General features: G+C 42.5%; 18 protein-coding genes. 8 read left to right on the top strand and 10 right to left on the bottom strand.

Annotated features, from left to right (window positions below; genetic code table 11):
• The first annotated feature begins 137 nt into the window (after positions 1-137).
• The 4 genes from CDC37_RS06430 (at position 138) to CDC37_RS06415 (ending at position 5,180) form a co-directional block, all read left to right on the top strand.
• Entirely contained in the window at positions 138-920 is a 783-nt protein-coding gene (locus CDC37_RS06430; RefSeq protein WP_096621015.1) for a class I SAM-dependent methyltransferase, read from the top strand.
• Positions 921-985: 65 nt separating this feature from the next.
• Positions 986-2,746, top strand: a complete 1,761-nt coding sequence (gene cobJ, locus CDC37_RS06425; protein ID WP_096621014.1) for a precorrin-3B C(17)-methyltransferase — start codon at positions 986-988, stop codon at positions 2,744-2,746.
• Positions 2,747-2,972: 226 nt separating this feature from the next.
• The gene (locus tag CDC37_RS06420) at positions 2,973-4,049 is read left to right on the top strand and encodes an NAD(P)/FAD-dependent oxidoreductase (protein ID WP_096621013.1); all 1,077 of its coding nucleotides are present in this window, start codon (positions 2,973-2,975) and stop codon (positions 4,047-4,049) included.
• Between the two features lie 762 nt (positions 4,050-4,811).
• Entirely contained in the window at positions 4,812-5,180 is a 369-nt protein-coding gene (locus CDC37_RS06415; protein WP_096621012.1) for a hypothetical protein, read from the top strand.
• A 78-nt stretch (positions 5,181-5,258) separates the two neighbouring features.
• Here CDC37_RS06415 and CDC37_RS06410 read toward each other — a convergent pair whose 3' ends face one another.
• Positions 5,259-5,837: a carbonic anhydrase gene (locus CDC37_RS06410; RefSeq protein ID WP_197707045.1), complete on the bottom strand. Its 579-nt coding sequence runs from the start codon at positions 5,835-5,837 to the stop codon at positions 5,259-5,261.
• 227 nt (positions 5,838-6,064) lie between these two features.
• On the opposite strand from CDC37_RS06410, the gene CDC37_RS06405 reads away from it, so the two are divergent.
• Positions 6,065-6,343 carry a Calvin cycle protein CP12 gene (locus CDC37_RS06405; RefSeq protein ID WP_096621011.1) on the top strand — a complete coding sequence of 93 codons (279 nt, stop codon included), beginning with the start codon at positions 6,065-6,067 and terminating at the stop codon, positions 6,341-6,343.
• A gap of 146 nt (positions 6,344-6,489) precedes the next feature.
• Here CDC37_RS06405 and CDC37_RS06400 read toward each other — a convergent pair whose 3' ends face one another.
• Positions 6,490-7,335 carry a TlyA family RNA methyltransferase gene (locus CDC37_RS06400; RefSeq protein ID WP_096621010.1) on the bottom strand — a complete coding sequence of 282 codons (846 nt, stop codon included), beginning with the start codon at positions 7,333-7,335 and terminating at the stop codon, positions 6,490-6,492.
• A gap of 394 nt (positions 7,336-7,729) precedes the next feature.
• On the opposite strand from CDC37_RS06400, the gene CDC37_RS06395 reads away from it, so the two are divergent.
• A complete protein-coding gene (locus CDC37_RS06395; RefSeq protein WP_172892762.1) occupies positions 7,730-9,124 on the top strand; it encodes a low temperature requirement protein A in 1,395 nt (464 codons plus the stop codon).
• A 403-nt stretch (positions 9,125-9,527) separates the two neighbouring features.
• On the opposite strand, the gene CDC37_RS06390 is transcribed toward CDC37_RS06395, so the two are convergent.
• The 8 genes from CDC37_RS06390 to CDC37_RS06355 form a co-directional block, all read right to left on the bottom strand.
• Entirely contained in the window at positions 9,528-11,147 is a 1,620-nt protein-coding gene (locus CDC37_RS06390) for a mucoidy inhibitor MuiA family protein (protein WP_096621008.1), read from the bottom strand.
• A 97-nt stretch (positions 11,148-11,244) separates the two neighbouring features.
• Complete coding sequence (locus CDC37_RS06385) at positions 11,245-12,159, bottom strand: LysR family transcriptional regulator (protein ID WP_096621007.1); 915 nt, start codon at positions 12,157-12,159, stop codon at positions 11,245-11,247.
• A gap of 1,239 nt (positions 12,160-13,398) precedes the next feature.
• Positions 13,399-14,181 carry a BMC domain-containing protein gene (locus tag CDC37_RS06380; protein WP_096621006.1) on the bottom strand — a complete coding sequence of 261 codons (783 nt, stop codon included), beginning with the start codon at positions 14,179-14,181 and terminating at the stop codon, positions 13,399-13,401.
• Positions 14,182-14,222: 41 nt separating this feature from the next.
• The gene (locus CDC37_RS06375; RefSeq protein ID WP_096621005.1) at positions 14,223-14,975 is read right to left on the bottom strand and encodes a transferase; all 753 of its coding nucleotides are present in this window, start codon (positions 14,973-14,975) and stop codon (positions 14,223-14,225) included.
• Positions 14,976-15,271: 296 nt separating this feature from the next.
• Positions 15,272-16,987, bottom strand: coding sequence for a ribulose bisphosphate carboxylase small subunit (locus CDC37_RS06370; RefSeq protein WP_096621004.1), 1,716 nt, complete (start codon positions 16,985-16,987; stop codon positions 15,272-15,274).
• A 474-nt stretch (positions 16,988-17,461) separates the two neighbouring features.
• A complete protein-coding gene (locus CDC37_RS06365) occupies positions 17,462-17,764 on the bottom strand; it encodes a EutN/CcmL family microcompartment protein (protein ID WP_096621003.1) in 303 nt (100 codons plus the stop codon).
• Between the two features lie 16 nt (positions 17,765-17,780).
• A complete protein-coding gene (locus CDC37_RS06360; protein WP_096621002.1) occupies positions 17,781-18,125 on the bottom strand; it encodes a carbon dioxide-concentrating mechanism protein CcmK in 345 nt (114 codons plus the stop codon).
• A gap of 214 nt (positions 18,126-18,339) precedes the next feature.
• Positions 18,340-18,648 (bottom strand): carbon dioxide-concentrating mechanism protein CcmK, encoded by a 309-nt coding sequence (locus CDC37_RS06355; RefSeq protein ID WP_010995042.1) that lies wholly within the window; start codon positions 18,646-18,648, stop codon positions 18,340-18,342.
• An 827-nt stretch (positions 18,649-19,475) separates the two neighbouring features.
• On the opposite strand from CDC37_RS06355, the gene CDC37_RS06350 reads away from it, so the two are divergent.
• The gene (locus CDC37_RS06350; protein WP_096621001.1) at positions 19,476-21,332 is read left to right on the top strand and encodes an NAD(P)H-quinone oxidoreductase subunit F; all 1,857 of its coding nucleotides are present in this window, start codon (positions 19,476-19,478) and stop codon (positions 21,330-21,332) included.
• A gap of 138 nt (positions 21,333-21,470) precedes the next feature.
• Positions 21,471-22,949: an NADH-quinone oxidoreductase subunit M gene (locus tag CDC37_RS06345; RefSeq protein WP_096621000.1), complete on the top strand. Its 1,479-nt coding sequence runs from the start codon at positions 21,471-21,473 to the stop codon at positions 22,947-22,949.
• The last annotated feature ends 24 nt before the right edge of the window (positions 22,950-22,973 follow it).

Genomic DNA, 22,973 nt, shown 5'->3' with positions numbered 1-22,973 from the left:
ATCGCATAACTTCTCAAAAAAAATCTATCGCCAGAAATATTTTTTTACAAGGAAATAATGCTTATCTATATCGAGTGTGCCAAACACACCACCAAGTTCAATATAGGTAAATTCAGTCTAGTTAGGATATTGTGGTCATGAAGGCAGTATTTAACCAACAGACGACCGTAGAACAATGGGATGTGGATTATTATCACCCAATTGCCATTAAATATTATGATTGGGCTGTCACGGATATGTTGCGAATTATGGATGTACCACCAGGTGCAACGGTATTAGATGCAGGTTGTGGTCCTGGTGTACACAGTATACGGGTAGCAAAAGCCGGGTATCAAGTTCAAGGGATTGATATCTCGGAAACGATGTTAAATCATGCTAAACATCGAATTGCCGATAGCAATTTGAGTGATAGGGTGAATTTACAGCCAATGGATTTAACTCAGTTGAGTTTCGCCAATCATTCCTTTGGTTATGTATTTTCTTGGGGGGTAATTATTCATATTCCCGCAGTCGAAAAAGCCTTGGATGAACTAGCACGGATTGTTAAACCTGGAGGAAAATTAGCTTTGTATCTGACAAATCGGGATGCATTTGACCATAAAATTGAAAATATGGCCCGATTTATGTTATCTAAACCATTATCCCCAATCGTGCGATCGCAACTTGGTGATGGCTACTGTTATCGGATGAACCATGAGGACTTGTGGCTATGGCGATTTGATGGGGATAGTATCGTGAATTATTTAGCCGAGCGTGGTTTGCGATTGTACTATCGGGGAATTGGTGAATTATCAGAAATTCAACGTCGTCTAGATGGATTTCCTCGAAGGTTATTGTTGCGGTTAAATAATTTTGCCTATCGTTGGCGGTTTCCGGCTAATATTGCTACCACTAATCTGTTTGTGTTTGAAAAAAAATAACTTGCTCCTACCCCTGTCCGTTCTCAAAGAACAATTGCAAATCCCTATTTTCCATCTCAAAGTCCATGAATCTCTCTCTGCTACCATCACCCGTGGTAATCGTGCTAACCCAAACTAGTGTTCCCTTAGCCAGACAGATTATTCAAGATTTACCAGGTGGTCAAATTTATGGACTATCAACTAGGGTGACTGATGCAGATGTTTTTTATGAAGAATTCGGCCCAACTTTACGGGAATTATTTACAGTTGGAACACCAATAATTGGTATTTGTGCCGCAGGAATTTTAATTCGGACTTTGGCTAGTTTACTTAATAATAAATATTTAGAACCCCCTGTGATTGCGGTGGCTGAGGATGGTAGTGCAGTGGTTCCCCTACTCGGTGGTTTACATGGGGTGAATGATTTAGCTAGAATTATCGCCAGTCGCCTAGAGATTCCCCCAGGGATTACAACTACGGGGGATATTCGTTTTCGCACTACTTTGTTAAATCCGCCCCCTGGTTATATTTTAGCGAATCCAGAGGATGCCAAAGGATTTATTGCCAATTTAATTGCAGGTCATACACTCAAATTAATCGGGGATGCACCGTGGTTATATGAAAGTAAATTACCAATTGTGACCAATGGGAATTTAACGATTCAAGTCACGGAAAAAAATGCCCAGCCTAGTCCCAATTGTTTAGTATACCATCCCCAGAAAATTATTTTAGCCATCGCCAGTAATCACAGTCAAAACTTTGCAACTAACCACCTCAAAATCGATAGAGAGCTTATCCTCACAACCTTAGCAGAACACAACTTAGCAATTAATGCGATCGCAGGAATTTTCTGTCCCCTGACTGATGGTGCAAATCCCAGTATTATCGCAATTGCCGACCAATTAAATCGTCCCCTACGGTTTCTCCACCATGAGTTTCGGGAAAATGCCATCGTCAATGCAACCACAATCGTCGCAGAAATCCTGAAAACATCCACCTCTGAAATAATTCCGATTGTCTCAACCCCAGAAATCACCTGTTTAGCAGCTATTAGCACAAAAATTATCCATCCCCAGGAATACGGACAACCACGGGGAAAATTAACCATAGTTGGCACTGGACCCGGTGATAAGATGAATATGTCTCCCCAAGTGCAAACAGCTTTAGCCAATGCGACCGATTTAGTCGGATATACCACCTACTTAAACCTAGTTGGCCCATTGTTACCCGGACAAACCCGCCATGATTCCGATAACCGTCAAGAACTAGACCGAGCAAGATTTGCCCTTGACCTGGCAACAACAGGTAAAAATGTTGTCCTTGTTTCCTCTGGAGACCCCGGTATTTACGCAATGGCTACAGCCGTCTTTGAGGTCATCGACACCGACAAAAATCCAGCTTGGTCAACGGTGGAAATTGAAGTTGCACCTGGTATTTCCGCAGTACAAACCGCAGCAGCAAGAGTTGGCGCACCCATTGGTCATGATTTTTGCGTCATTTCCCTATCGGATATCCTGAAACCTTGGTCAATCATTGCACAACGGATTGAAGCTGCTGCTGCTGCTGATTTTGTCATTGCCTTCTATAATCCGGTGTCGAAAACCCGTAAACAACAGTTAGTCCAAGCTCAAGAAATTTTACTTCGCTATCGTCACCCCCATACCCCGGTAATTCTGGGGAAAAACCTGACTAGAAGTAAGGAAGAAGTGATTATACAAACCCTAGCAGAGTTAAATCAGGAACAGGTGGATATGGGAACAGTGATTATTGTCGGTTCCAGTCGCACGAAAACCATTCCCCGTCATGATGGAGGAGTGTGGGTGTATACACCACGTTGGTATGATTAGGAGACAGGAGATTAGGATGGTGCGGAATCATGGTATGAATTATGTAGAGACGCGATATATCGCGTCTGATTCATATATCGCGTCTGATTCATATATCGCGTCTGATTCATATATCGCGTCTGATTCATACATCGCGTCTGATTCATATATCGCGTCTGATTCATACATCGCGTCTGATTCATACATCAAACCAGCTGTTCAAAAGTTGAGTGAAATCAAATAATTAATGAAAATCTGGGATATAGCTATCATTGGTGCAGGAATGTCCGGTCTGACCTCTGCACGGATGTTGCAGGATTTAGGCTACAGTGTGGTTGTTTTAGAAAAATCGCGGGGTGTAGGGGGTCGAGTTGCAACACGACGAATTAGCGATTCGATTCGGGTTGACCACGGTGCTTGTTACTTTAAACCCAAGGGAGAAATTGGTCTCAGGTTTTTAAAAACCTTAATCGATCAAGAAATCCTACATGGTTGGGAAGGGGAATACTGGCAAACGAACCATGTTGGAGCAGATATTCATAAATCCCAATTCAACAACCAGTATATCGCGAAAACAGGAATGAGTGCGATCGCCAAATATCTGGCTAGTTCTGTAGAAATTCTCTTCCAAAAACGTGCTGTCTCCCTCTCCATTCACGGTGGTAATTGGCAGATTTTCCTTGATGACAAGGATACCATCACCGCAAAATCTCTCATCATCGCCATTCCCGCACCCCAAGCTGCAATCCTGTTAAAAACAATTCCCCCATCTCTAATAGATTCATCTTTGCTGGATATAGTTAACAGTATGGAATATCATCCATGTCTGAGCTTAATGGCTGGATATTCGACCTCATCATCACCCTTACCTGTTTGGAATGCTTTCACTTTCCTTGCAGATGCAGTTCTCGGATGGATTGGTTTTGACAGCAGCAAACGTCACCAACCCCAGCAACCCGTTTTCTGCATACAAACAAGTCCAAAATTTGCCCACACCTATCTAGATAGAGAAGATTTACAAACCGCCATACCCCTGATTCTCACCCAATCAGTCCAAGCTACCCAATTATCTTGGCTACAAAACCCTGAGTGGACACAAATCCACAAATGGCGATATGCATTTCCCACCCATCATATCCCCGATACTTGTTTAGTCTCTTCATCACCAGCACCTTTAGCATTATGTGGAGATTGGTGTCATCCATCCACAGGTAGTTTGATTGAAAATGCCATATATTCAGGAATTACCACCACTCAAGCCATCAATCAACAACTTTTTAATTATCCCATTCCAGATGATTATTTTTTGCTTGAAGAAAATTAAGCACTGAGTGACTAGGGAAAAAAGAAAAAAATAAATAAATACAAGTAGGTGGGTGGTAAAGATTGTCGTTGAGATCAGGGAGTAGAGACGACCCGACGGGTCGTATCTACTCCGAATGAACGGTTGCGTTGTGGTTTTATGTTTAATTGCACCTACCTACTTAACATCACTCTTGTGGTAAATGGGGGTTACTACCATTTCCCTTCATATTTTTTCATGTCTTTTTGTTACGACTGAAGTCCGATAAATTTAAAAAACTTAGAGATTAACCCGTTCCAAGTGGATTTATCAATACATCAATTTGCCAACAAAAATAAACTTTAATTAATTTATGTTGAGACAATATTACAATCAGTAAATTACCTACTTATGTTAACAATTATTTTTATTACAAATCTCCCCATTAAGTCAGAAAATATCAATAATTAGCAGTAGATAAACAGACAAAAAAATGGAAATATCAAACCTCCCTAATCAATAAGAATATTATTTCATAAAATCGTCAAAATTAATCAAAAATTAATCTTTGGTGAAAGGATTTGATTGGTGGAAAATAATACCCGTCGAATTTGCGATACCCACAGTTTGAATCGATGAAAAATTGAGTAGTGATAGACAGATATTTGTATATCTAACTACCAAATTCAATGGATAGAAATTGACGGGATGAGGAGTAAATTCGGCGGCAGATAATTTCCATTTGTCTGCTTACTTAACTTTTGAGAGAGAAACCTTAATAAAACCATCAAGGGAGAAAAGGATATGCAAACCGTAGCAAATTTTACCCCTAATTCCATCGTTGGCGAAATCGAGAAAGTTCTGGACACATATCCATATAATCCTTATCAGCAAGCCTTTTCTATCCCTGATATTCGTCAACAATTGATTGAGTATGTCTTGGTGAGAATTCCTTGTGCAGATAGTTCCTGTTCGGTTGAAAGCAGTCAGGAAAACACAAATCAAGTTCCAGTCTCAAAAATTCCCCGTACCCCCCTCCAACATCAATTGCACTTACAAAATCTCATCCATCAAGGGATATGTGTAATCATGCAAATGAAATCGGAGTTAATTAGTCAAATTCTTTGTGAAACAGTTCAACCGGTGTGTGAACCTTCCCATTGGTTTGGATAATTAATCGGGATAGACGACCCGTGGGGTAGAGACGACCCCACGGGTCGTCTCTACTACAGTGATATGATTCCCAGATATTTAGGGTAGGATAGTTTTTATTTCACCTTTGTTGAGGGTTGCGAAATAAAGTTCCACCTGAATATGGGGATAGCGATCGCGGATTGATTGGTATGCTCGATTTAGGTATTCTGTATGCACTTGTAATTCCCGCACAGGGTCTTGACTGAGGTGGGGGTCAATCATGGTTGCATAGGCACCACAGTCTTGATGATCAATAATAATCACTTTGTTGATATGATGTAAACGATAGGATAAATCCAACTGATCCCAAAAGGCTTCGGAATCAGATGGGTGGGGAAATCCGCTAATAGCCAAGGAAGCACCAGCTAAAGCAGTCCAATCATATTCACCTGTTAAATGTTGTTTGCTTAAAAATAAGTTTTCTGCGTTTACAAAACGGAAGTCGATACAACTTAAAACTAAAGCTTTTGCGGGATGGGTTGCAGCTTTTGCAGGTGTGGTTGATTGCAGAATATTCAATGCGAATACACTTGGAAGTAAGGATTTAAGAAAATAACGACGACTAGTTGAGTGCTGACAACAAGGACATTGATGGGTGTGGGACAGCTGGTTTTGTTGATGAATATTTTGTGTCATTTTTGTAGGTGCAATTGAACCCTGAATCAGGTGTTTATCAGGTTGTTTAAAAATTACTGTAACTCTAGATACGATTTATCCATAAGAGGAAGTATATTATTACTGCAAAAAATAAACTTATATCAACGTTTATCAAATAAAAGCCAAAATCTACCACACATCGAGATATATATGTCACGGTGGGGATAGAGATTTTTACGACCGATATTAGGGAAGGTAGGTGAGTTATGTCAACAACACTAGAATTAATTAACGCACAAGTTGATGTAGTCGAAGAGCAAATGACTGCACTAGAAGCAGCGATTTTAGCAGCAGTAAACGAAGCCCGCAATACCTGTAAAATTAATGGTGATGCTTCAAGTTCCTGTGCAGTGGCTTGGGATATCGTGGAAGAGTTACATGCAGAAAAAGCCCACCGTCAACAAAATCAGAAACTAAAAAATAACTTTGAAATTTACTGTGACGAAAATCCAGAAGCGGATGAATGTCGGGTATATGACGTTTAGGATGTTTTCAACTTAATTCGTAATCACGAATCACGTAGCTCGCTTCCCGCGTAGCTGGTATTACGTAGACCCATAGCAGCTTGCCGTAGGCTATTACGAATTACGTACGCGAAGCATTGCCGTAGGCTATTACGAATTACGAATTATTAATTATTCAAGACAAATGTTGCCTGTTGGGTTAATTCTTGAATCTGGTCATAGTTCAGGGAGGGAGATGAACTTTGATGATTTTCCATCCCTAACCACAGCAGATATTCAATGTTACCCGCAGGACCAGTAATTGGCGACCAAGTTAAACCTCTATAGAACCATCCTAACTCAGTTGCCGCCTTTAAAACCTGGGAAATTGCATCCGCATGGTCACGGTAATCACGGACAACGCCTTTTTTGCCGACGCGGTTTTTACCAACTTCAAATTGGGGCTTCACAAGTAATACCATTTCCCGTGGTGGTTGGGAAAGTTGCCATAGTACAGCCAAAATCTTCGTGACAGAAATAAAAGAAACGTCAACTACAATTAAGTCAGCAAAATCCTCTGTCGTCTCCATTGTCACAGGGGATTTTTGATATAAATCTTCTGGTTTAAGGTGACGAATATTAGTCCGTTCTAATAAAATTACCCTTTCATCATTGCGCAACTTCCAATCAACCTGTCCGTAACCAACATCAACACCGTAAACTAATTTTGCTCCCGCTTGTAGTAGACAATCAGTAAATCCACCGGTGGAAATACCTGCATCTAGACAAATCCTTCCGGTGACATGAATTTGAAATACATCTAGAGCTTTGGCTAGTTTTTCACCACCACGGGAAACAAAGCGGGATTTTTGCTTGATTTTAATATCTGCTGTTGGATGTACCTCCGTTCCAGCTTTATCTATAATCTCACCATTAACCGTCACCTCCCCCGCTTGAATTAGACGTTGGGCTAAACTGCGGGAAGTGCAAAGATTAAGTTCGACTAGAAGGGTATCAAGGCGTTGTTTATTCACGTTTGTTCAGATTGTGGATTTTTGAAAATAAGGGGTGTTGGAGTTAAAGGTATGAATTGGACTTACGTAAGGACGCAAGGACTTACGGAATCTTTGTGGATGATAATGTTCAAAATATGAATTAATACTCCTGTTCCGCAACGCTAAATTTTTTTGACATTGCTGATTTGATGTATGAAATTGATTCTTTGGATGTGTAAAACCCTGATGGAGACGCGATATAGCCTCTTTCAGAGGAACTGAACGCTAACGCGTCTCTACATTTTCTACATTTTATTCATACCTGGATTCAGCAACGCTAATTTTTTTTGTTTCCTATGTCTCCTGTCTCCTGACGACCGTATTCGTAACTGACTAACTTCCCTATTTTGACCAATTTGACGAGAATAACAGCTTGAATTGGATTAATTGCCTAGATTTATGGATAATCCGTTTTATCAAGTATGTCATGCGCCGCTTCAACCGCCAATTCTCGCAAAAGCCACGTCTGCGGGACAATGACCGTGATGACCGCCACAGTAACTGGCTGGGATTATTATATGACTTAGTTGCGATCGCAGTCATTTTTGAGTTAACCCGACAGTTAGCGATTGAATACGATTGGGATGAGTTAGGACGTTACGGGTTGCTGTTTTTACCCCTATGGTGGACCTGGTGTGACTATAATTTTTATGTGGCTAGGTTTGATTGTGGGGAGATAATTCAACGTTTACATGCCTTTTCGGCAATGGTGGGGATGGCGATAATGGCGTTTTCTGTCCCTTTTACATTTGATGCAGCGGATACAATTTTTGCAACTGCCTATGTATCAACACGGAGTTTAACTTTAATTCAATATATCCGTGCTGGACAAGCGATTCCGGAAGCGAGTGGGTTAACGGGAAGGTTGGTACAAGGCTATGGAATTGGTTTGGGAACCTGGTTAATCGGGATTGCGGTTCCTGCACCTTCGAGTTATATCATGTGGGGAATTGGTTTGGCGATTGAGTTTTTCACACCCATTAGTGCTGGGAAGGGTAGTGTGAAATTTCCAGCCAATTTTGCCCATTTGCGGGAAAGATTTGGTATATTCACGATTGTGATGATGGGTGCAGCCGTAATTACGACGATTCAATCGATTTCGTTGCGACGGTTTTTTTCTCTTCCCGAAACAAGTATTGCAGCAGGTTTAGGGCTAGTGTTTGTATTGGGGATTTGGTGGGACTATTACGAGAGTTCGCGGGTAATAGACCCCCAAAAAACCCAAGTTTCCACCCAGTTGCGGGAGTTTTGGCTGTGGACTTATAGCCATTTACCCCTCCATGCATCAATTCCCGTGATTGCGGTTGGGTTTCAAGAAGCAATTAGAACTTTTCCGGGAAATATTATCGGCTTTACCACTGGGTGGTTGTTAGCGGGGGCGGTGGGTGTGTGTATGATTAGTTTGGGGTTAATTTGGGCTGCTTCCCCGATTTTAGCCAAACGACGGGCTATTAGTGATGCTGGAGCTTATTTTGCCTCTGCGGGGGTCGCGATTGGTTGTGGGTTGCTGTCGGAGCGGGTAATTGTTCCCTTGTATTTGTTTTGTTTGACGGGGATGTTTCTGATTCGTGTGTTAACCAGCGATCGCGATGAGTATGATGGGGAGGAAAAGCGGGATAAAAAACGCAGCGATGGTAGTTATAGCGATAAGCGTGATGAAAAGAAAGATGATAAACGCAATGACAAGGGTGATGACCGTCGGGATGAAAGAAGGGACGATCGACGGGATGACCGTAAGGATGATCGACGGGAAACCCGTTATTTTTAATTAGGGTCTGGGGAAAAAGTTTTTTAGTGAGGGTAGGGAGTCGGGAATAGGGATTAGGGAATAGTTTTAAATCATCTACTTTTGCGCTACGCGCGTATACGGCTACAAATTTTCTTTGGTGTTGATATATTTATGGGAGCTTTCGGAAGCAGGGGAAGAAAATGTGTCAAAATTTGAGTGAAATGGTATTATGTCTTTTGCGCTAATGGGTGCTACATATCAGGGGCTGTAACCATTGATGATTCTAGTTTCATTTATGGCAAAGTACGAGAGAATCGATATTAGAGCTTTATACGCCCATTTGGAAAGCACTTTTTGCGACTAAAATACCCCTGAAAGCTTACAAGATATAGAGATACGATATATTGCATCTTTACTATTTTTCAGCAAGCCTTAAACAAATTCAAATATCTAAACCGACTACGGTGAGACTACTGGGATACTCCACACTAAATTGATAGTAGATTTCCTGTTTGACATTTGCTCCTAATTGCAACTGCCATTCTAAAATACCCATATCACTAACTTGGGTAGAGGGATTGACACTGGTCAGACGAACTTTAATTTTTTCGTGGCGACTTTTGGGGATTTGTTCACTCAATTTGATCTTAATCTCGCGATCGCTGAGATTTTCTAATGAGATTCGATAGGCGTAGGTAATCTTGCGATCGCTACCAATTAGTTTTTTATCTACCTGCCGTTCTACTAATTCACGGTTAATTTTAATATTTTCATCTATCCCCAGATTGATTTTAAATTTTTCACCGGGAGCAATATTGTCTAGGTTAGTTGTCCCCACAAACACCTCATCACGAAAGATATTCACTTTACCCGGTAATAACACCACCCCTTGACGATGATTTTGAATGTCGGCTTGTAAATAGGCAAAACTAACTAGGCGCGGCATGGCAATATGGACAAAGTTACAGGGAAAATCATCACTGAATATGGTGGTTTTATGGGGTGTACCATCACTTTGAACATTCACAGTTCCCGGTAAATCAAAGCTGACAACACTACCCGTCTTCGTCACCGCAGCAGTGACAGTTTCCGCCATAATTGCGGGTTGAGCAACTTCATCCATAAATTCATCCGTCATAGTCATTAACTGTGATCGCTTGTTCATGCCGACATCACGGGTTACACTAGGCATCGCAGCTAAGGTGGGAGGGGAGGGAATATCCACATACCAGGGTTCCAGTTGGGGTGGTAAGGTTCCTAATCCTGGTTTCGCGGTGGAAAGCTGGAGTTTGACCCCTTGCCAATCTTCCCCGGTATTTTGGGTAATTTCCGCCAGATAGCTTACATTTACCCTACCACCAGAAGTATCCACCCGCACATCGTACAAGGGTCGCCAATTCGCATAACCGACAACATAGGACAACTCCAACTCAAATTCCCCCTCCTCCGCAGCACTGATGGGAATAATCACATGCAAACTTTGTTTCGGCTGGGGAGTTTGCACCTGTTCTAAATTTGCCCGCAACACCTGCAACCGTTGATCCAGGACACGCTTTTGAGCCTTATAATCCTCCGACGCGATCGCATATTCACCGTACTGACTACCCAAGAAATTCAGCAAATCCAGGGTATCACTCAAATTCATATTCTTACGCGCCAAACTAATCGCTACCTGTTCTTCAGTTTTCTCTCGCAACCCCTGCAAAAAACTCGACTGCAAAGCCAAAGCTTCTAATTGTGCATCCAAGGAACGTTTTTCGGCTTCCACCTCTTCAATTTGTTGGGTCAACTGGGCTGCTCGCGTTCCCACTGGTTCAGTGGTATAAATCCGTTCACACCTAGCACCAAACAACTTCACGGGAACACTACCCACACCGCCAACCCGTACCGAATCCCCATTCACAGTCATGGGTAAATTTGTCACCATCAATTCCTGCTCCAGTGACAAACCAACCCCATTTTCTCCACCACCAACACGCACAACACCGCGACGCTTTACCAAAGCACGGTCTTGATACACCGTCACAGCTATAATTTTAGTCTCAACCAGCAAACGACTCATAGGGATTTTGGATTTGAGATTTTGGATTATCTGAGATCAACTTTGCTTAACTAGTGTTGCCAAATCTTCCCGTCTTTCCGCCTTTATTTATGATTTATCACTCCTTTTCCCGCTCCCAAACCACGGCTTGTTTTGCGGCTTCCAACAAATAATCATGATAGGTACGAGCAACGATGGAAAGTTGCTTTCCGTTAGGATGCACCATATACCAAGTACGCTTAATTGGGAAATATTCCACATCCAAGATACTCAAATCCCCCGCATCCGGAATCAAAGTATGGCGGGATAACACCGAAATTCCTAAACCACCTGCGATCGCTTGTTTAATCGCCTCGTTACTTCCCAATTCTAATTTTACTTTCACATTCACACCATGCTCATCGAACAGCTTTTGCACTGCACGTCGCGTCCCTGACCCCGGTTCGCGCATAATAAATGGCTCATTGCTTAATTGGGAAATGGGGATATTTTTTTCTTTCGCTAAAGGATGATTCAGGGGTGCTAATACCACCAGGGGATTTTCTAAAAACGGCTCACAATTGACATCCAAATGCTCAGGGACTTGACTCATAATGTACAAATCATCCTGGTTACTAATCATGCGTTCGATAATTCCTTCATGGTTAGTCACCTGCAAAGAGATATCAATACCAGGATAAAGTTGACAAAATGGACCTAAAAGTCTGGGAATAAAATATTTAGCTGTTGTAATTACCGCTAAACGTAACTGACCTTGCTTTAATCCTTTTAAGTCAGCTACCTTCATTTCAAATTGGGCAATCGTCTCAAAAATTTGCCGACAAGTCGCAAATAATTCCCTTCCAGCTTCCGTCAAATATAAACGTTTTCCTACTTGCTCAAACAATGGCAAACCCACCGATTTCGTGAGTTGTTTAATCTGCATCGAAACCGTTGGTTGAGTCAAAAATAGTTCTTCCGCCGCACGTGTAAAACTGCCGTGACGTGCAGCTGCCTCGAACACCTTGAGTTGGTGTAAGGTCGCTTGATTCAAGGGTGTTCTCCTCTACTTGCTGTTGTTTTTCTTTCCACTTTTGCTGTACAGGTTAGTCCGCAGCAATGATTCATTTCGGACTTGGCGAACAAGCACATCAAGCCTAGGACATGGGACACTTTAATCTTTAATAGATAATATCTGAGAAATTAGAGTTTGTAGAGTCATGCACCTGGCGGAAATGTTAACAATATCGTCAGTCCAATCATTGTATAAATGAAAATATCAAATTAATTACGGTGTTGCAAACAAAAACTGTTTGGAATTTCATCCTGACAGCAGACTTCTGAGTGTCGATACACAGACGAAATTAGCCAAATTAATCCCTACATCCCCCATCCATCTCCACTACTTTTCCACACATTCCAACTTCCTCAATCAACCTCCATCAATCAAACTGTAATTTTAACCACAGCATTGCTTGAACATTGATAAAAATGATGACAAGCATAGATGTAAGCAGCACCAATTCAGATAAACTGGAGCAATTTATGTAATTGTATAGTTTTATTGTCACCACTCTTTTACTTTTTTCCCATGATATCGTTCACAGAACCCTTCGATTTTGGTGTTTGAAGTTTTTAATTGCCCTACTATAGATGCCGATAAATTAAGCCCAGAGCGAAATCTGAATGTTTCTACTCCTATCACTCTATCAGTAAATTTCCATCAATTACTGACAAATAATTTACCTCTGCCCAAAACTTTACTTTTGATATTGATATTGGTACTTGTATTTGTTTTGTATATGTTGTTTGTTTTCAATCTCTAGTAATTCGATTTCAATAGTGAAAAATGAGGAAAGGTTAGTAGTAGCGCCTTATACTCAAGTCTTTCCGGAGCTAAAGCCACCACAAAGAACCCCCCAAAACTGATGAAAGTGGATTTTCCCACTCCCCGAACGAAAGGTAGCATAGCGACATCTCCACAGTCACCTGTCAACCGTCAACAATTGATTCGCAGCAAAATAGATAGAGTCTCATCTATCCGCCCTATTAGAAAATCGGTATTTCGTTGATGTGATAAAAAAGATATGATTACGGATAACAAGCAAAGCGTAAGATGCCTTCCAGCCAACGTTACACACCTGCAAAATTTTTGATTTGGGGATAGTCTATCTCGTTGTACTGCCTCGATCCAAATAGGTGTGTACAACGTTTTCCTAAGGTGAAATCCTTGCTTTAAAATAAGCCTCTAAAAACTCATCCCTATTCCCACTCACCACAAAAAAATTCTTCCCTATAGTTCCTCAATCACCTTAATCGACAACTTGGCTAAATCTGGTAACTGTTTCGTTTCCGTCTCCTTCACCGCATCCTTAATATTTACAGGGAATCGTAGCGGTTCCCGCTCCTCTAACCAAACACTAGCAACAGGTAAGGTATGCTCCAATTCATCCAAAGGACGGGGAATAACCATAACGGCATTCAATTCGCCAATTCTTTCGGCTTCATTCATTCCTGCTTCTACAGCTACAGCCACATTTGCCACACTACCACGAATAATTGCTGTACATAGACCTGCACCAATTTTTTCATAGGCAGCTAAATGAACATCGGCAGCTTTCAGCATAGCATCCGCAGCTCCTACCATTGCCGGAAAGCCACGGGTTTCTACCAATCCAATCGCCTGATTACTCAATACACTGTAGCTAGTGCCATCGGTTAAAGCGCTCAAACGTGTTGTAATCGGCAAAATCACATTTAAATTGGGAAAGGGACGGGGAATCACCAAACTGGAAACAAACTGTTGAAAATCCTTCGCTGTTTGTTCCCCTGTCTCAACGGCTAAACGGACATCAGCAATTCCACCACGGATAATCGCCGTACAATGGCCACCACCGATTTTCTCGTAACCAATGAGATGCACTCCAGCCGACTTCAACATCATATCCGCCGTCCCCACGATTGCCGGAAAACTGACGGTTGATACCAGTCCTAGCGCCGCATCTTGCCAAGCTGTTTGACGATGGGTCACTGTCGCTTGGGTCTTACTGAGTGACCTTTGATTGTGCGTGTCCATATGCATTTTCCGAGGTGATGTGATAATTAAATAATTAACACTTATTCTGATTCATTGTCAGACACGGGCTTGTTCAGAGGTTGTCGGTGGGGGAACAATGTTGTTAGCAATCTTTGGACACTGGTTTGCCCGTAAATTTGCGTACCGAATGTTTCCGAAAATCCAGTGGCGGTGTATGTTGATAGGTTGGGGGCTGGGTCGGCATTTTCTGATTCTAAGTCAGGGGATGGCTGACTTGAGGGGGTTTTATCATCCACATCCTGTCTCACAGATGGGGATGTTCCTGGTGTCGATGTTTGCTCTGGTTGGGTGTGCTGGGATGACCCGGAAGTAGCACTTTCAGCATTCCCTTCTTCCCAAACATCTGGTAGTTGATATTTTCCGTTTGCCTTTTGGGGGTTAGCCTGGACAGAATCATCGGCTGATGAAGTTAGAGAATAGGGGCGACCTATATCTCCTAGCATAGAACCAGGAGGGATAATTTGTGCAGGCTCTACCGAAGCATTGTATAGAGTTGTTGCCGCTCCGATACAAGCATTCTCCCCAATTGTACCTGCTCCAATCATTAAGACCCCTGCACCAAGGTTTGCACCAGGACTGATTTGGATGATTCCGTTCTCAACTTGAAGAATCGTTCCCATTCCAACGCAGACCCCAGCCCCAATAGTAATTTTACCGTTAGCACCAGCACGAATAATTACCCCCGGTGCTAACACTGCACTCTCGTCAACAATTACTTCGCCACTGATGTATGATTCAAAGCGCGAGCCTAGGCGCAGTGGCGGCACAGCCATAATTAATTTTCACCTTGTAGCCAGTAGGGGATAGTCAATTGATTTTGAATTTTGGATTTGAGATTTTGGATTACTCTTCGGTCGATCCGCACTAGGTGCGTCTATGGATTTTGGATTACTTTAACTAATATTCCATCATATTCATGAAAGTTCGTGAAAGCTGGGGGATGTACTTGTAGTGGTAGCGTCTCGCTCCCTTTGGAAAATCAGCGAACGGGACGTATATCCTTACGGACAAGCTACTCACTACCCACTACTCCCTGACCCCACCCGTCAATTTTGGGTTAGTCAGACCACTATGGACGTTGAACAATCAATTCCAAAACCCGACGCTTGGCTTTAGGATCAATCCCAATCAACCGTACATACTCACCCGCGTACTCAGCCATAAATCCTTCCAAAGCTGCGATCGCATCCCGGTCGGAACGAACTTCTATTTGTCCGCAACTCTGCCAGGAGCCTGTACGGAATCTACGGGCATCCACATGCTCGGCGCTAATTTTATACCCACCTGCAAACAACTGACGAATATGGTCAATGGCTTCTTGACTCAATCTCGTACTAGTTGCGGTTGCAGTTCCTCCACCGTAGCTGCTCGTACTTGTATAATTACTGCTAGTAGGTGCTGTATAACTTTGAGTTTTACCATTGCTGGGAGCCGCAACCCCATCGGGACGTTGAATTATTGTTTCTAATACCCGACGTTTGGCTTTAGTATCAATCCCAATCAAGCGTACGTATTCGCCTTGGTGTTGCAGCATACACTCTTCTAGGGCGGCAATTACATCGTTCACGGAATTACTTTCAAAGGGTTGACAACTTTGCCAAGTACCAGTCCGGAATCTGCGTGCATCCACGTGTTCTGTACCAATCCGATAACCGCTATTCAATAAATTACGGATTTGCTCGGCGGTTTCGCTACTAATTGCACCACCTTTGTAACCGTTACCGTTACTACTGGAACTAGCATAGCTAGGAGCAGTGCTATAACTGCTAACTGTGGGGGCTTTAAACCCTGTTGCGGCCGCACCGTTAGACCCATCGGGACGTTGGATAATCGTTTCTAATACCCGTTTGCGACCCTTCGGCTCAATCCCAAACAAACGCACGTACTCACCACTGTGGTCTGCAAGACAACTTTCCAAAGCCGCGATCGCTTCATTCAATGACCGAGCATTGATTGGCTGACAACTTTGCCAGGAACCTGTCCGGAACCGACGTGCATCCACATGTTCCGTACCAATTTTTAACCCCTGCTCCAAGAGATATCTCAATTGCTCGACTGTATCGGCACTCAATCTGTTACTCATTCCCACCTCATCGCTTTTTTCAAACGCAAAACTAAAACCGTTACCGTTGCTTGTACCTGTAGAAGATTTAGCTATTTCATCCCGAATCGGGGCAATACATTTACTATCGGCAGCACATATATACCCAGCCCGAAGCGCCTGATTAATTCCCACCACATGATGGGCAAACTCCTGATCCGCAGCTTGCACGTCCGGTAAACGGTCTGCTTGCTGCTGGGAAATAATCACCGCACCGGAAGGTACATATTTCCCAGGAGGAATCTCCACATCCTGAATCAAGGCGTGCATCATCACAATGCACCCTTTGCCAACACGGGCATTGAATACCGTTGAACGGAATCCAATAAAACAGTCATCCCCCACATAACAAGGACCATGAATCAATGCCATGTGGGTAATACAAGTATTTTTACCTACCCAAATTGAGTATTTTTCACCATCATCACCTATTACACGACCTTGCTCCAAACCGTGTATCACCACACCATCCTGAATATTCGTATTTTCACCGATAAAGAAAGGACTGCCTTCATCGGCACGAATCGAAGTACCTGGTGCTACAATCACATTTGCCCCAATCCGCACATCTCCAATGATATGGGAAAAGGAATGTATAAAAGCTGTCTCATGAATACTTGGCCCCGTGAGGTCTCTAGCCCACGGAGTTGGGGGGGCGGCTTCCGCCGTGCTGCGCCCTGGCATTGCTCAATTCCTCCTGACTTTAAGATATGAGTTGATGAGTTATGCTTCCGAGCTTTGAATTATTCATGATTCTGTGTGTTGAAAACCTTAACTTTTGTCAAGATTTGGTGAGTATCTATTTGCAAATTATTAAATAATTTGGATTAAATCACCCACCGAATTGGTTTTAGCTGTAAATCTAAATTTAAACCTCGTCCACGATTAAAACGGAGTTTTCGTCATGACGACAAAAGGAAGCAATCTCAATCATCGCGAATGAAAATTGCGGTTCTCAATTCAGGGACATGGTTTAGGAACTGATTTCAACTACACACACCATCAATTAAGGAATACCAAGATATAAACCATCCCGCTTTAATTGTGTTGATAGCTAGCTACTAACCCTCAACAAAGGCTATGGAATATTTTTATGGATTGGAATTCCCCCAAAGCTCTCTACTCCTCACATCTGTTCAACAAACTAACTTACTGGATTTAACGATACTGTTCTTTTTTGCTGTATATGAGCCGATCTTCTACATAAATCGTATCAATAATTGCTACAACTGCCGCATCCAAAGGACGCTGTTCATTGCCAAGTACTTGACGTGCTGCACCATTGCGACTGATGAGAACCCACTCATCCACACCAGCACCAACTGTATCAGCGGCTACCTCGTACTCTGGCAAAACATGCCCTTCTTCGTCAACCATTTGTAGCAACAGCAACTTGACTCCGCGTAGACTAGGGTCTTTTTGCGTGCTAACTACCGTACCCCGGACTTTAGCAATTTGCATTCTTGCTTAGGTTATTTTACGATCTTCTACCAAAAGGGCGGATGGCGTTGACGTTTTCCCGGAATTGTTCCACATCTTCGGTATAACGAATGGGGAGAACATATTCGAGGTTTTCGTGGGGACGAGCAATAATGTGAGTTGATAACACTTGTCCACCATTAACCCGTTTGACGGATTCAATTCCTGCACTGACGGAAGCTTGTACTTCCGAAACATCGCCGCGCACGATGACGGTGACACGACCACTGCCAATTTTTTCATATCCAACCAACGTTACACGCGCAGCCTTGACCATTGCGTCTGCTGCTTCTACTACTGCTGGAAATCCCAGAGTTTCCACCATTCCAACTGCGATTGACATTTTTTTACCTTTAACCAGCGATGTAACAATACAAGCAAAACTACATTAACTCGAACATGGCAACCCTAAAGTAGGAATTATTCATCAGCGAATCGGCCACTTGAGACTGCTTCTGAATCGGCCTTTGTATTCCAGACCAACAATGCACTGCGTTCTAATGGCTGGAATTAACCAGTTGAGAACGCCGCAGATAAATAATCGCCTACCTAAATGGTTAAGTTCGGAACTGCTCAACCGCTTCCGTATAACGAATTGGTAAGACGTACTCCAGGTTCTCGTGGGGACGAGCAATAATGTGGGTCGAAACCACCTCACCACCATTGACGCGACGCGCAGCTTCAATTCCAGCTGCTACCGATGCTTGAACCTCTGATACATCACCCCGCACAATTACGGTGACACGAGCGCTACCGATTTTTTCGTAGCCAACCAAGGTGACACGGGCAGCTTTTACCATCGCGTCCGCAGCTTCCACAACGGCAGGAAAGCCTTTGGTTTCAATCATTCCAACTGCAATAGGCATCGCAGGACTCCTAAAAAAAATTAATCTAAATGGTGAACCAATGAGAATTTTTGACGGGGATGCTCAGTCTAATCTGATAAATCCTTCTCAAATTAAGCATAGGAAAGCTTTGCACCCCTGGCAATATAAATTAGTATAATAGTTTATAATAAAAAACTTTTAAAAAACTTAACATCGTAGATATAATCAGGGTTCCAGCCTTTCTGAAGTTGTTGGAGGGGCTGTCTGATATTTCTGCGATTCATCTGGCATATGGGAAATCCCCAGCGTGTAGAGACGACCCGACGGGTCGTCTCTACTGGTTCATCCGCACTACAAATAACCAGTAGAGGTTTGCTAAATGCGCTATTCAGTTCATTAATTCTTGGCTAGGCTCTTGCTATTGTCAATGTTTTTTTGGTATTTCTGTTGTCAGAGCAGTTTATTGCCGCAGTTTTTGTTGATGACAATCATTCAAATACTCCTTAAAATTTTGAGCCAATTGCACCGAGTACGCTCAATAGTCATTGTTCTAGATATATTCATCACTAAATAAATCTTAATACTTTCTGAAGAAGGGCGAATTTTTTGAATATAATTAGGAGCTTGTTTTCTGAAGGGGAGTTATGGAGTGTGGTTAGTTGCGATAAAATGCGAAAAATGTGAGTTTGACAATCAAATTAAGATTATTAAATAAATTATAAAATAACGTAACCATTAATCAGCATATTCACGCACTAAAGTTCAAACTATGATGTAGCGAAATATGTAGAAAAAAGATTGTACAACGAAAAAGTATCATCGAAAATTAAAATCAATGTGATAAAACTTCTAGTAGGAAAACATACATGAATCAATTGTTATTTTCAACATCCTGGTGGGTTCCCTTTTATGGGCTGATAGGGGCACTATTAACCTTACCCTGGGCATTGGGATTTATCCGGCGTACAGGTCCCCGTCCGGCTGCCTACTTTAATATTTTAACGACATTTCTGGGTCTAATTCATAGTGTATTGATTTTCCAATTTATTTGGAATGATGCACCGGAAGCCTTGACGATTACCTGGTTTACCGCAGCCGATTGGGAATTATCTTTTGCTTTGGATATTTCCCCTGTGAGTATTGGGGCTAGTGTGTTAATTACAGGTTTAAGTTTACTGGCTCAAATATATGCCCTTGGTTATATGGAAAAAGATTGGTCATTGGCCAGATTTTTCGCCCTCATGGGATTTTTTGAAGCGGCTTTGAGCGGTTTAGCAATTAGTGATTCCCTATTTTTAAGTTACGCCTTACTAGAAGTTTTAACTTTATCAACTTACCTATTAGTAGGATTTTGGTATGCCCAACCCTTGGTGGTGACAGCTGCTCGTGATGCTTTTTTAACCAAGCGGGTTGGTGATTTACTCCTGCTGATGGGTGTGGTTGCATTGGCCAATTTGGCTGGTAGTTTGAATTATCAGGATTTGTATGAATGGGCACAAACTGCTGAATTAAGTCCTCTGACATCAGCTTTACTAGGGTTGGGGTTGATTGCTGGACCTGCGGGTAAATGCGCCCAGTTTCCCCTGCATTTGTGGTTAGATGAAGCAATGGAAGGACCAAATCCGGCTTCAGTGCTGCGAAATTCAATGGTGGTGGCTGGGGGTGCATATGTTCTGTATAAGATAGAGCCAATTTTAGCCCTTTCTCCCGTAGCGTTGACAGCTCTAACGATTATGGGAGCGGTGACGGCTATTGGAGCAACCTTAGTATCTTTAGCCCAGATTGATATCAAACGGGCTTTAGCCCACTCTACCAGTGCCTACATGGGGTTAGTATTTTTGGCGATGGGTGAACAGCAGGGGGGTGTGGCTTTGATGTTGTTGCTGACCCATGCAGTCGCCAAAGCGTTACTCTTCATGAGTTCGGGTTCGATTATTTATACCACCAGTTCCCAGGATTTAACGGAAATGGGGGGTTTGTGGTCTAGAATGCCAGCAACGACAACGGCGTTTGTGGTCGGTGCTGCGGGAATGGTGACATTATTGCCTTTAGGTAGTTTTTGGGCAATGTTATCCTGGGCAGATGGTTTAGTGGCTGTAAGTCCGTGGTTGTTGTGGGTATTGGTATTAGTGAATGGGTTAACAGCTTTGAATTTGACCAGGGTATTTCGGTTGATATTTTGGGGTGAACCGCAACAGAAAACCCGTCGTGCTGCGGAAGTTCCTTGGCCAATGGCTTTACCAATGGTGTCATTAACGATTATCACCTTACTCGTACCAGTGATGTTACAACAGTGGTATTTACTTCCAACTTGGGAAAGTGTGAATATCACCGTTTTGTCATGCTTATTAGTGTCAACTGCTTTTGGGGTGACGGTAGGAGCGACAATTCACCTCCACAAAGCTTGGTCGCGATCGCGCATCTTAGCATGGCGGATGATTCAAGATTTATTTGGTTATGACTTTTATGTTGACAAATTGTACAAAATCACCATTGTCGCCATCGTCAGTTTACTCTCAAAAATATCCGCCTGGAGCGATCGCTATTTAGTCGATGGTTTAGTGAATCTGGTGGGATTTGCGGCAATTTTTAGTGGACAAAGCCTCAAATATAGTGTTTCCGGTCAATCCCAAGGTTATATGTTAACCATTTTGGTGGGTGTCAGTCTTCTGGGGTTCTTCATTAGTTGGTCTTTGGGATTACTTGATAATTTGCCATTTTGAAGAGGAGACAGAATACTTAAACACCCAATCATTTGAGTACAGACGACCCGGTGGGTCGTCTCCTATTAATTTCCCAAAAGGTATATCTCAATATAGACAAGCTTTAAAATCCAATAATCCAAAATCCAAAATCAAATGATGCTCAGTGCTTTAATACTCATACCTTTTATCGGTGCTTTGGTGATGGCAATTTTGCCACGTCAGTGGTCAGCTTTACAGGTTCAACGTCTAGCTTTAGGGTTTGCAATTGTTTCCTTTGTGTGGACAATTGGTTTGGGGTTTATGTTTAATCCCAGCAGTATTACCCAGCAATTTCGGGAAAATTTATCGTGGATTGATGCGATTGGGTTAAATTACCATTTGGGTGTAGATGGTTTGTCTTTACCTTTAATTATCCTGAATGGTTTATTGACGGTTATTGCGGTTTATAGTACTGATACTCACCTTCACCGTCCCCGCTTTTATTTTTCCCTGTTATTTTTGTTGAATGCAGGGGTAATGGGGGCTTTTATTGCTCAAGATTTATTACTGTTTTTCCTATTTTATGAATTAGAACTGATTCCCCTATATCTACTAATCGCCATTTGGGGAGGGGAAAGACGCGGTTATGCAGCAACAAAATTTCTGATTTATACTGCAATTTCTGGGATTTTGATTTTAGCAAGCTTCCTAGGATTAGTTTGGTTAAGTGATTCCCCTAGTTTTGCCCTAGAAAGTTTAAGCACTAAATACCTACCCCTTTCCACTCAAGTTTTATTACTAGCGGGAATTCTAATTGGTTTCGGAATCAAAATTCCTTTAGTTCCCTTTCATACTTGGTTGCCGGATGCACACGTAGAAGCTTCCACACCCATTTCCGTATTACTGGCGGGGATATTACTGAAACTGGGAACCTACGGTATCCTCCGTTTTGGGATGAATTTGTTACCAGAAGCCTGGGCATATGTAGCACCTTGGTTAGCAATTTGGGCAGTGGTGAGCGTGTTGTATGGTTCATCCTGTGCGATCGCCCAACGGGATATGAAAAAAATGGTGGCCTACAGTTCCATTGGACACATGGGATATGTATTATTAGCCGCAGCCGCAGCAACAAAATTGAGTATGCTAGGTGCGGTGATGCAAATGATTAGCCACGGTTTAATTTCCGCTTTGTTATTCTTACTTGTCGGTGTGGTTTACAACAAAGCTGGGACAAGGGATTTAGACGCACTACATGGTCTATTTAATCCAGAACGAGGAATGCCCGTCATTGGTAGTTTAATGGTATTGGGAGTGATGGCTAGTGCGGGGATACCGGGAATGGTAGGATTTATTTCCGAATTCATCATCTTTCGCGGCAGTTACGCCTCCTTTCCTGTCATGACTCTACTGTCAATGGTAGGGACAGGATTAACCGCAGTCTACTTTTTAATTTTAATGAACCGCGCCTTTTTCGGTCGCCTATCCCCACAAGTGATCAATTTACCCCGTGTGAGTTGGCGCGATCGCGCTCCTGCAATTGTCCTTGCCTTACTTATCGTGATTTTTGGCATCCAACCCAGCTTGCTTATATATTTTACTGAACCTACTAGCACGGCAATGGTGGTTCATCAAAATGCGGTGGTGAGTAATTTGTAATTCGTAATACCCGCTACGCGGGAA

Source organism: Calothrix sp. NIES-3974 (assembly GCF_002368395.1).
Taxonomy (GTDB): domain Bacteria; phylum Cyanobacteriota; class Cyanobacteriia; order Cyanobacteriales; family Nostocaceae; genus NIES-3974.
This window is presented reverse-complemented; position numbering and strand designations above follow the sequence as displayed.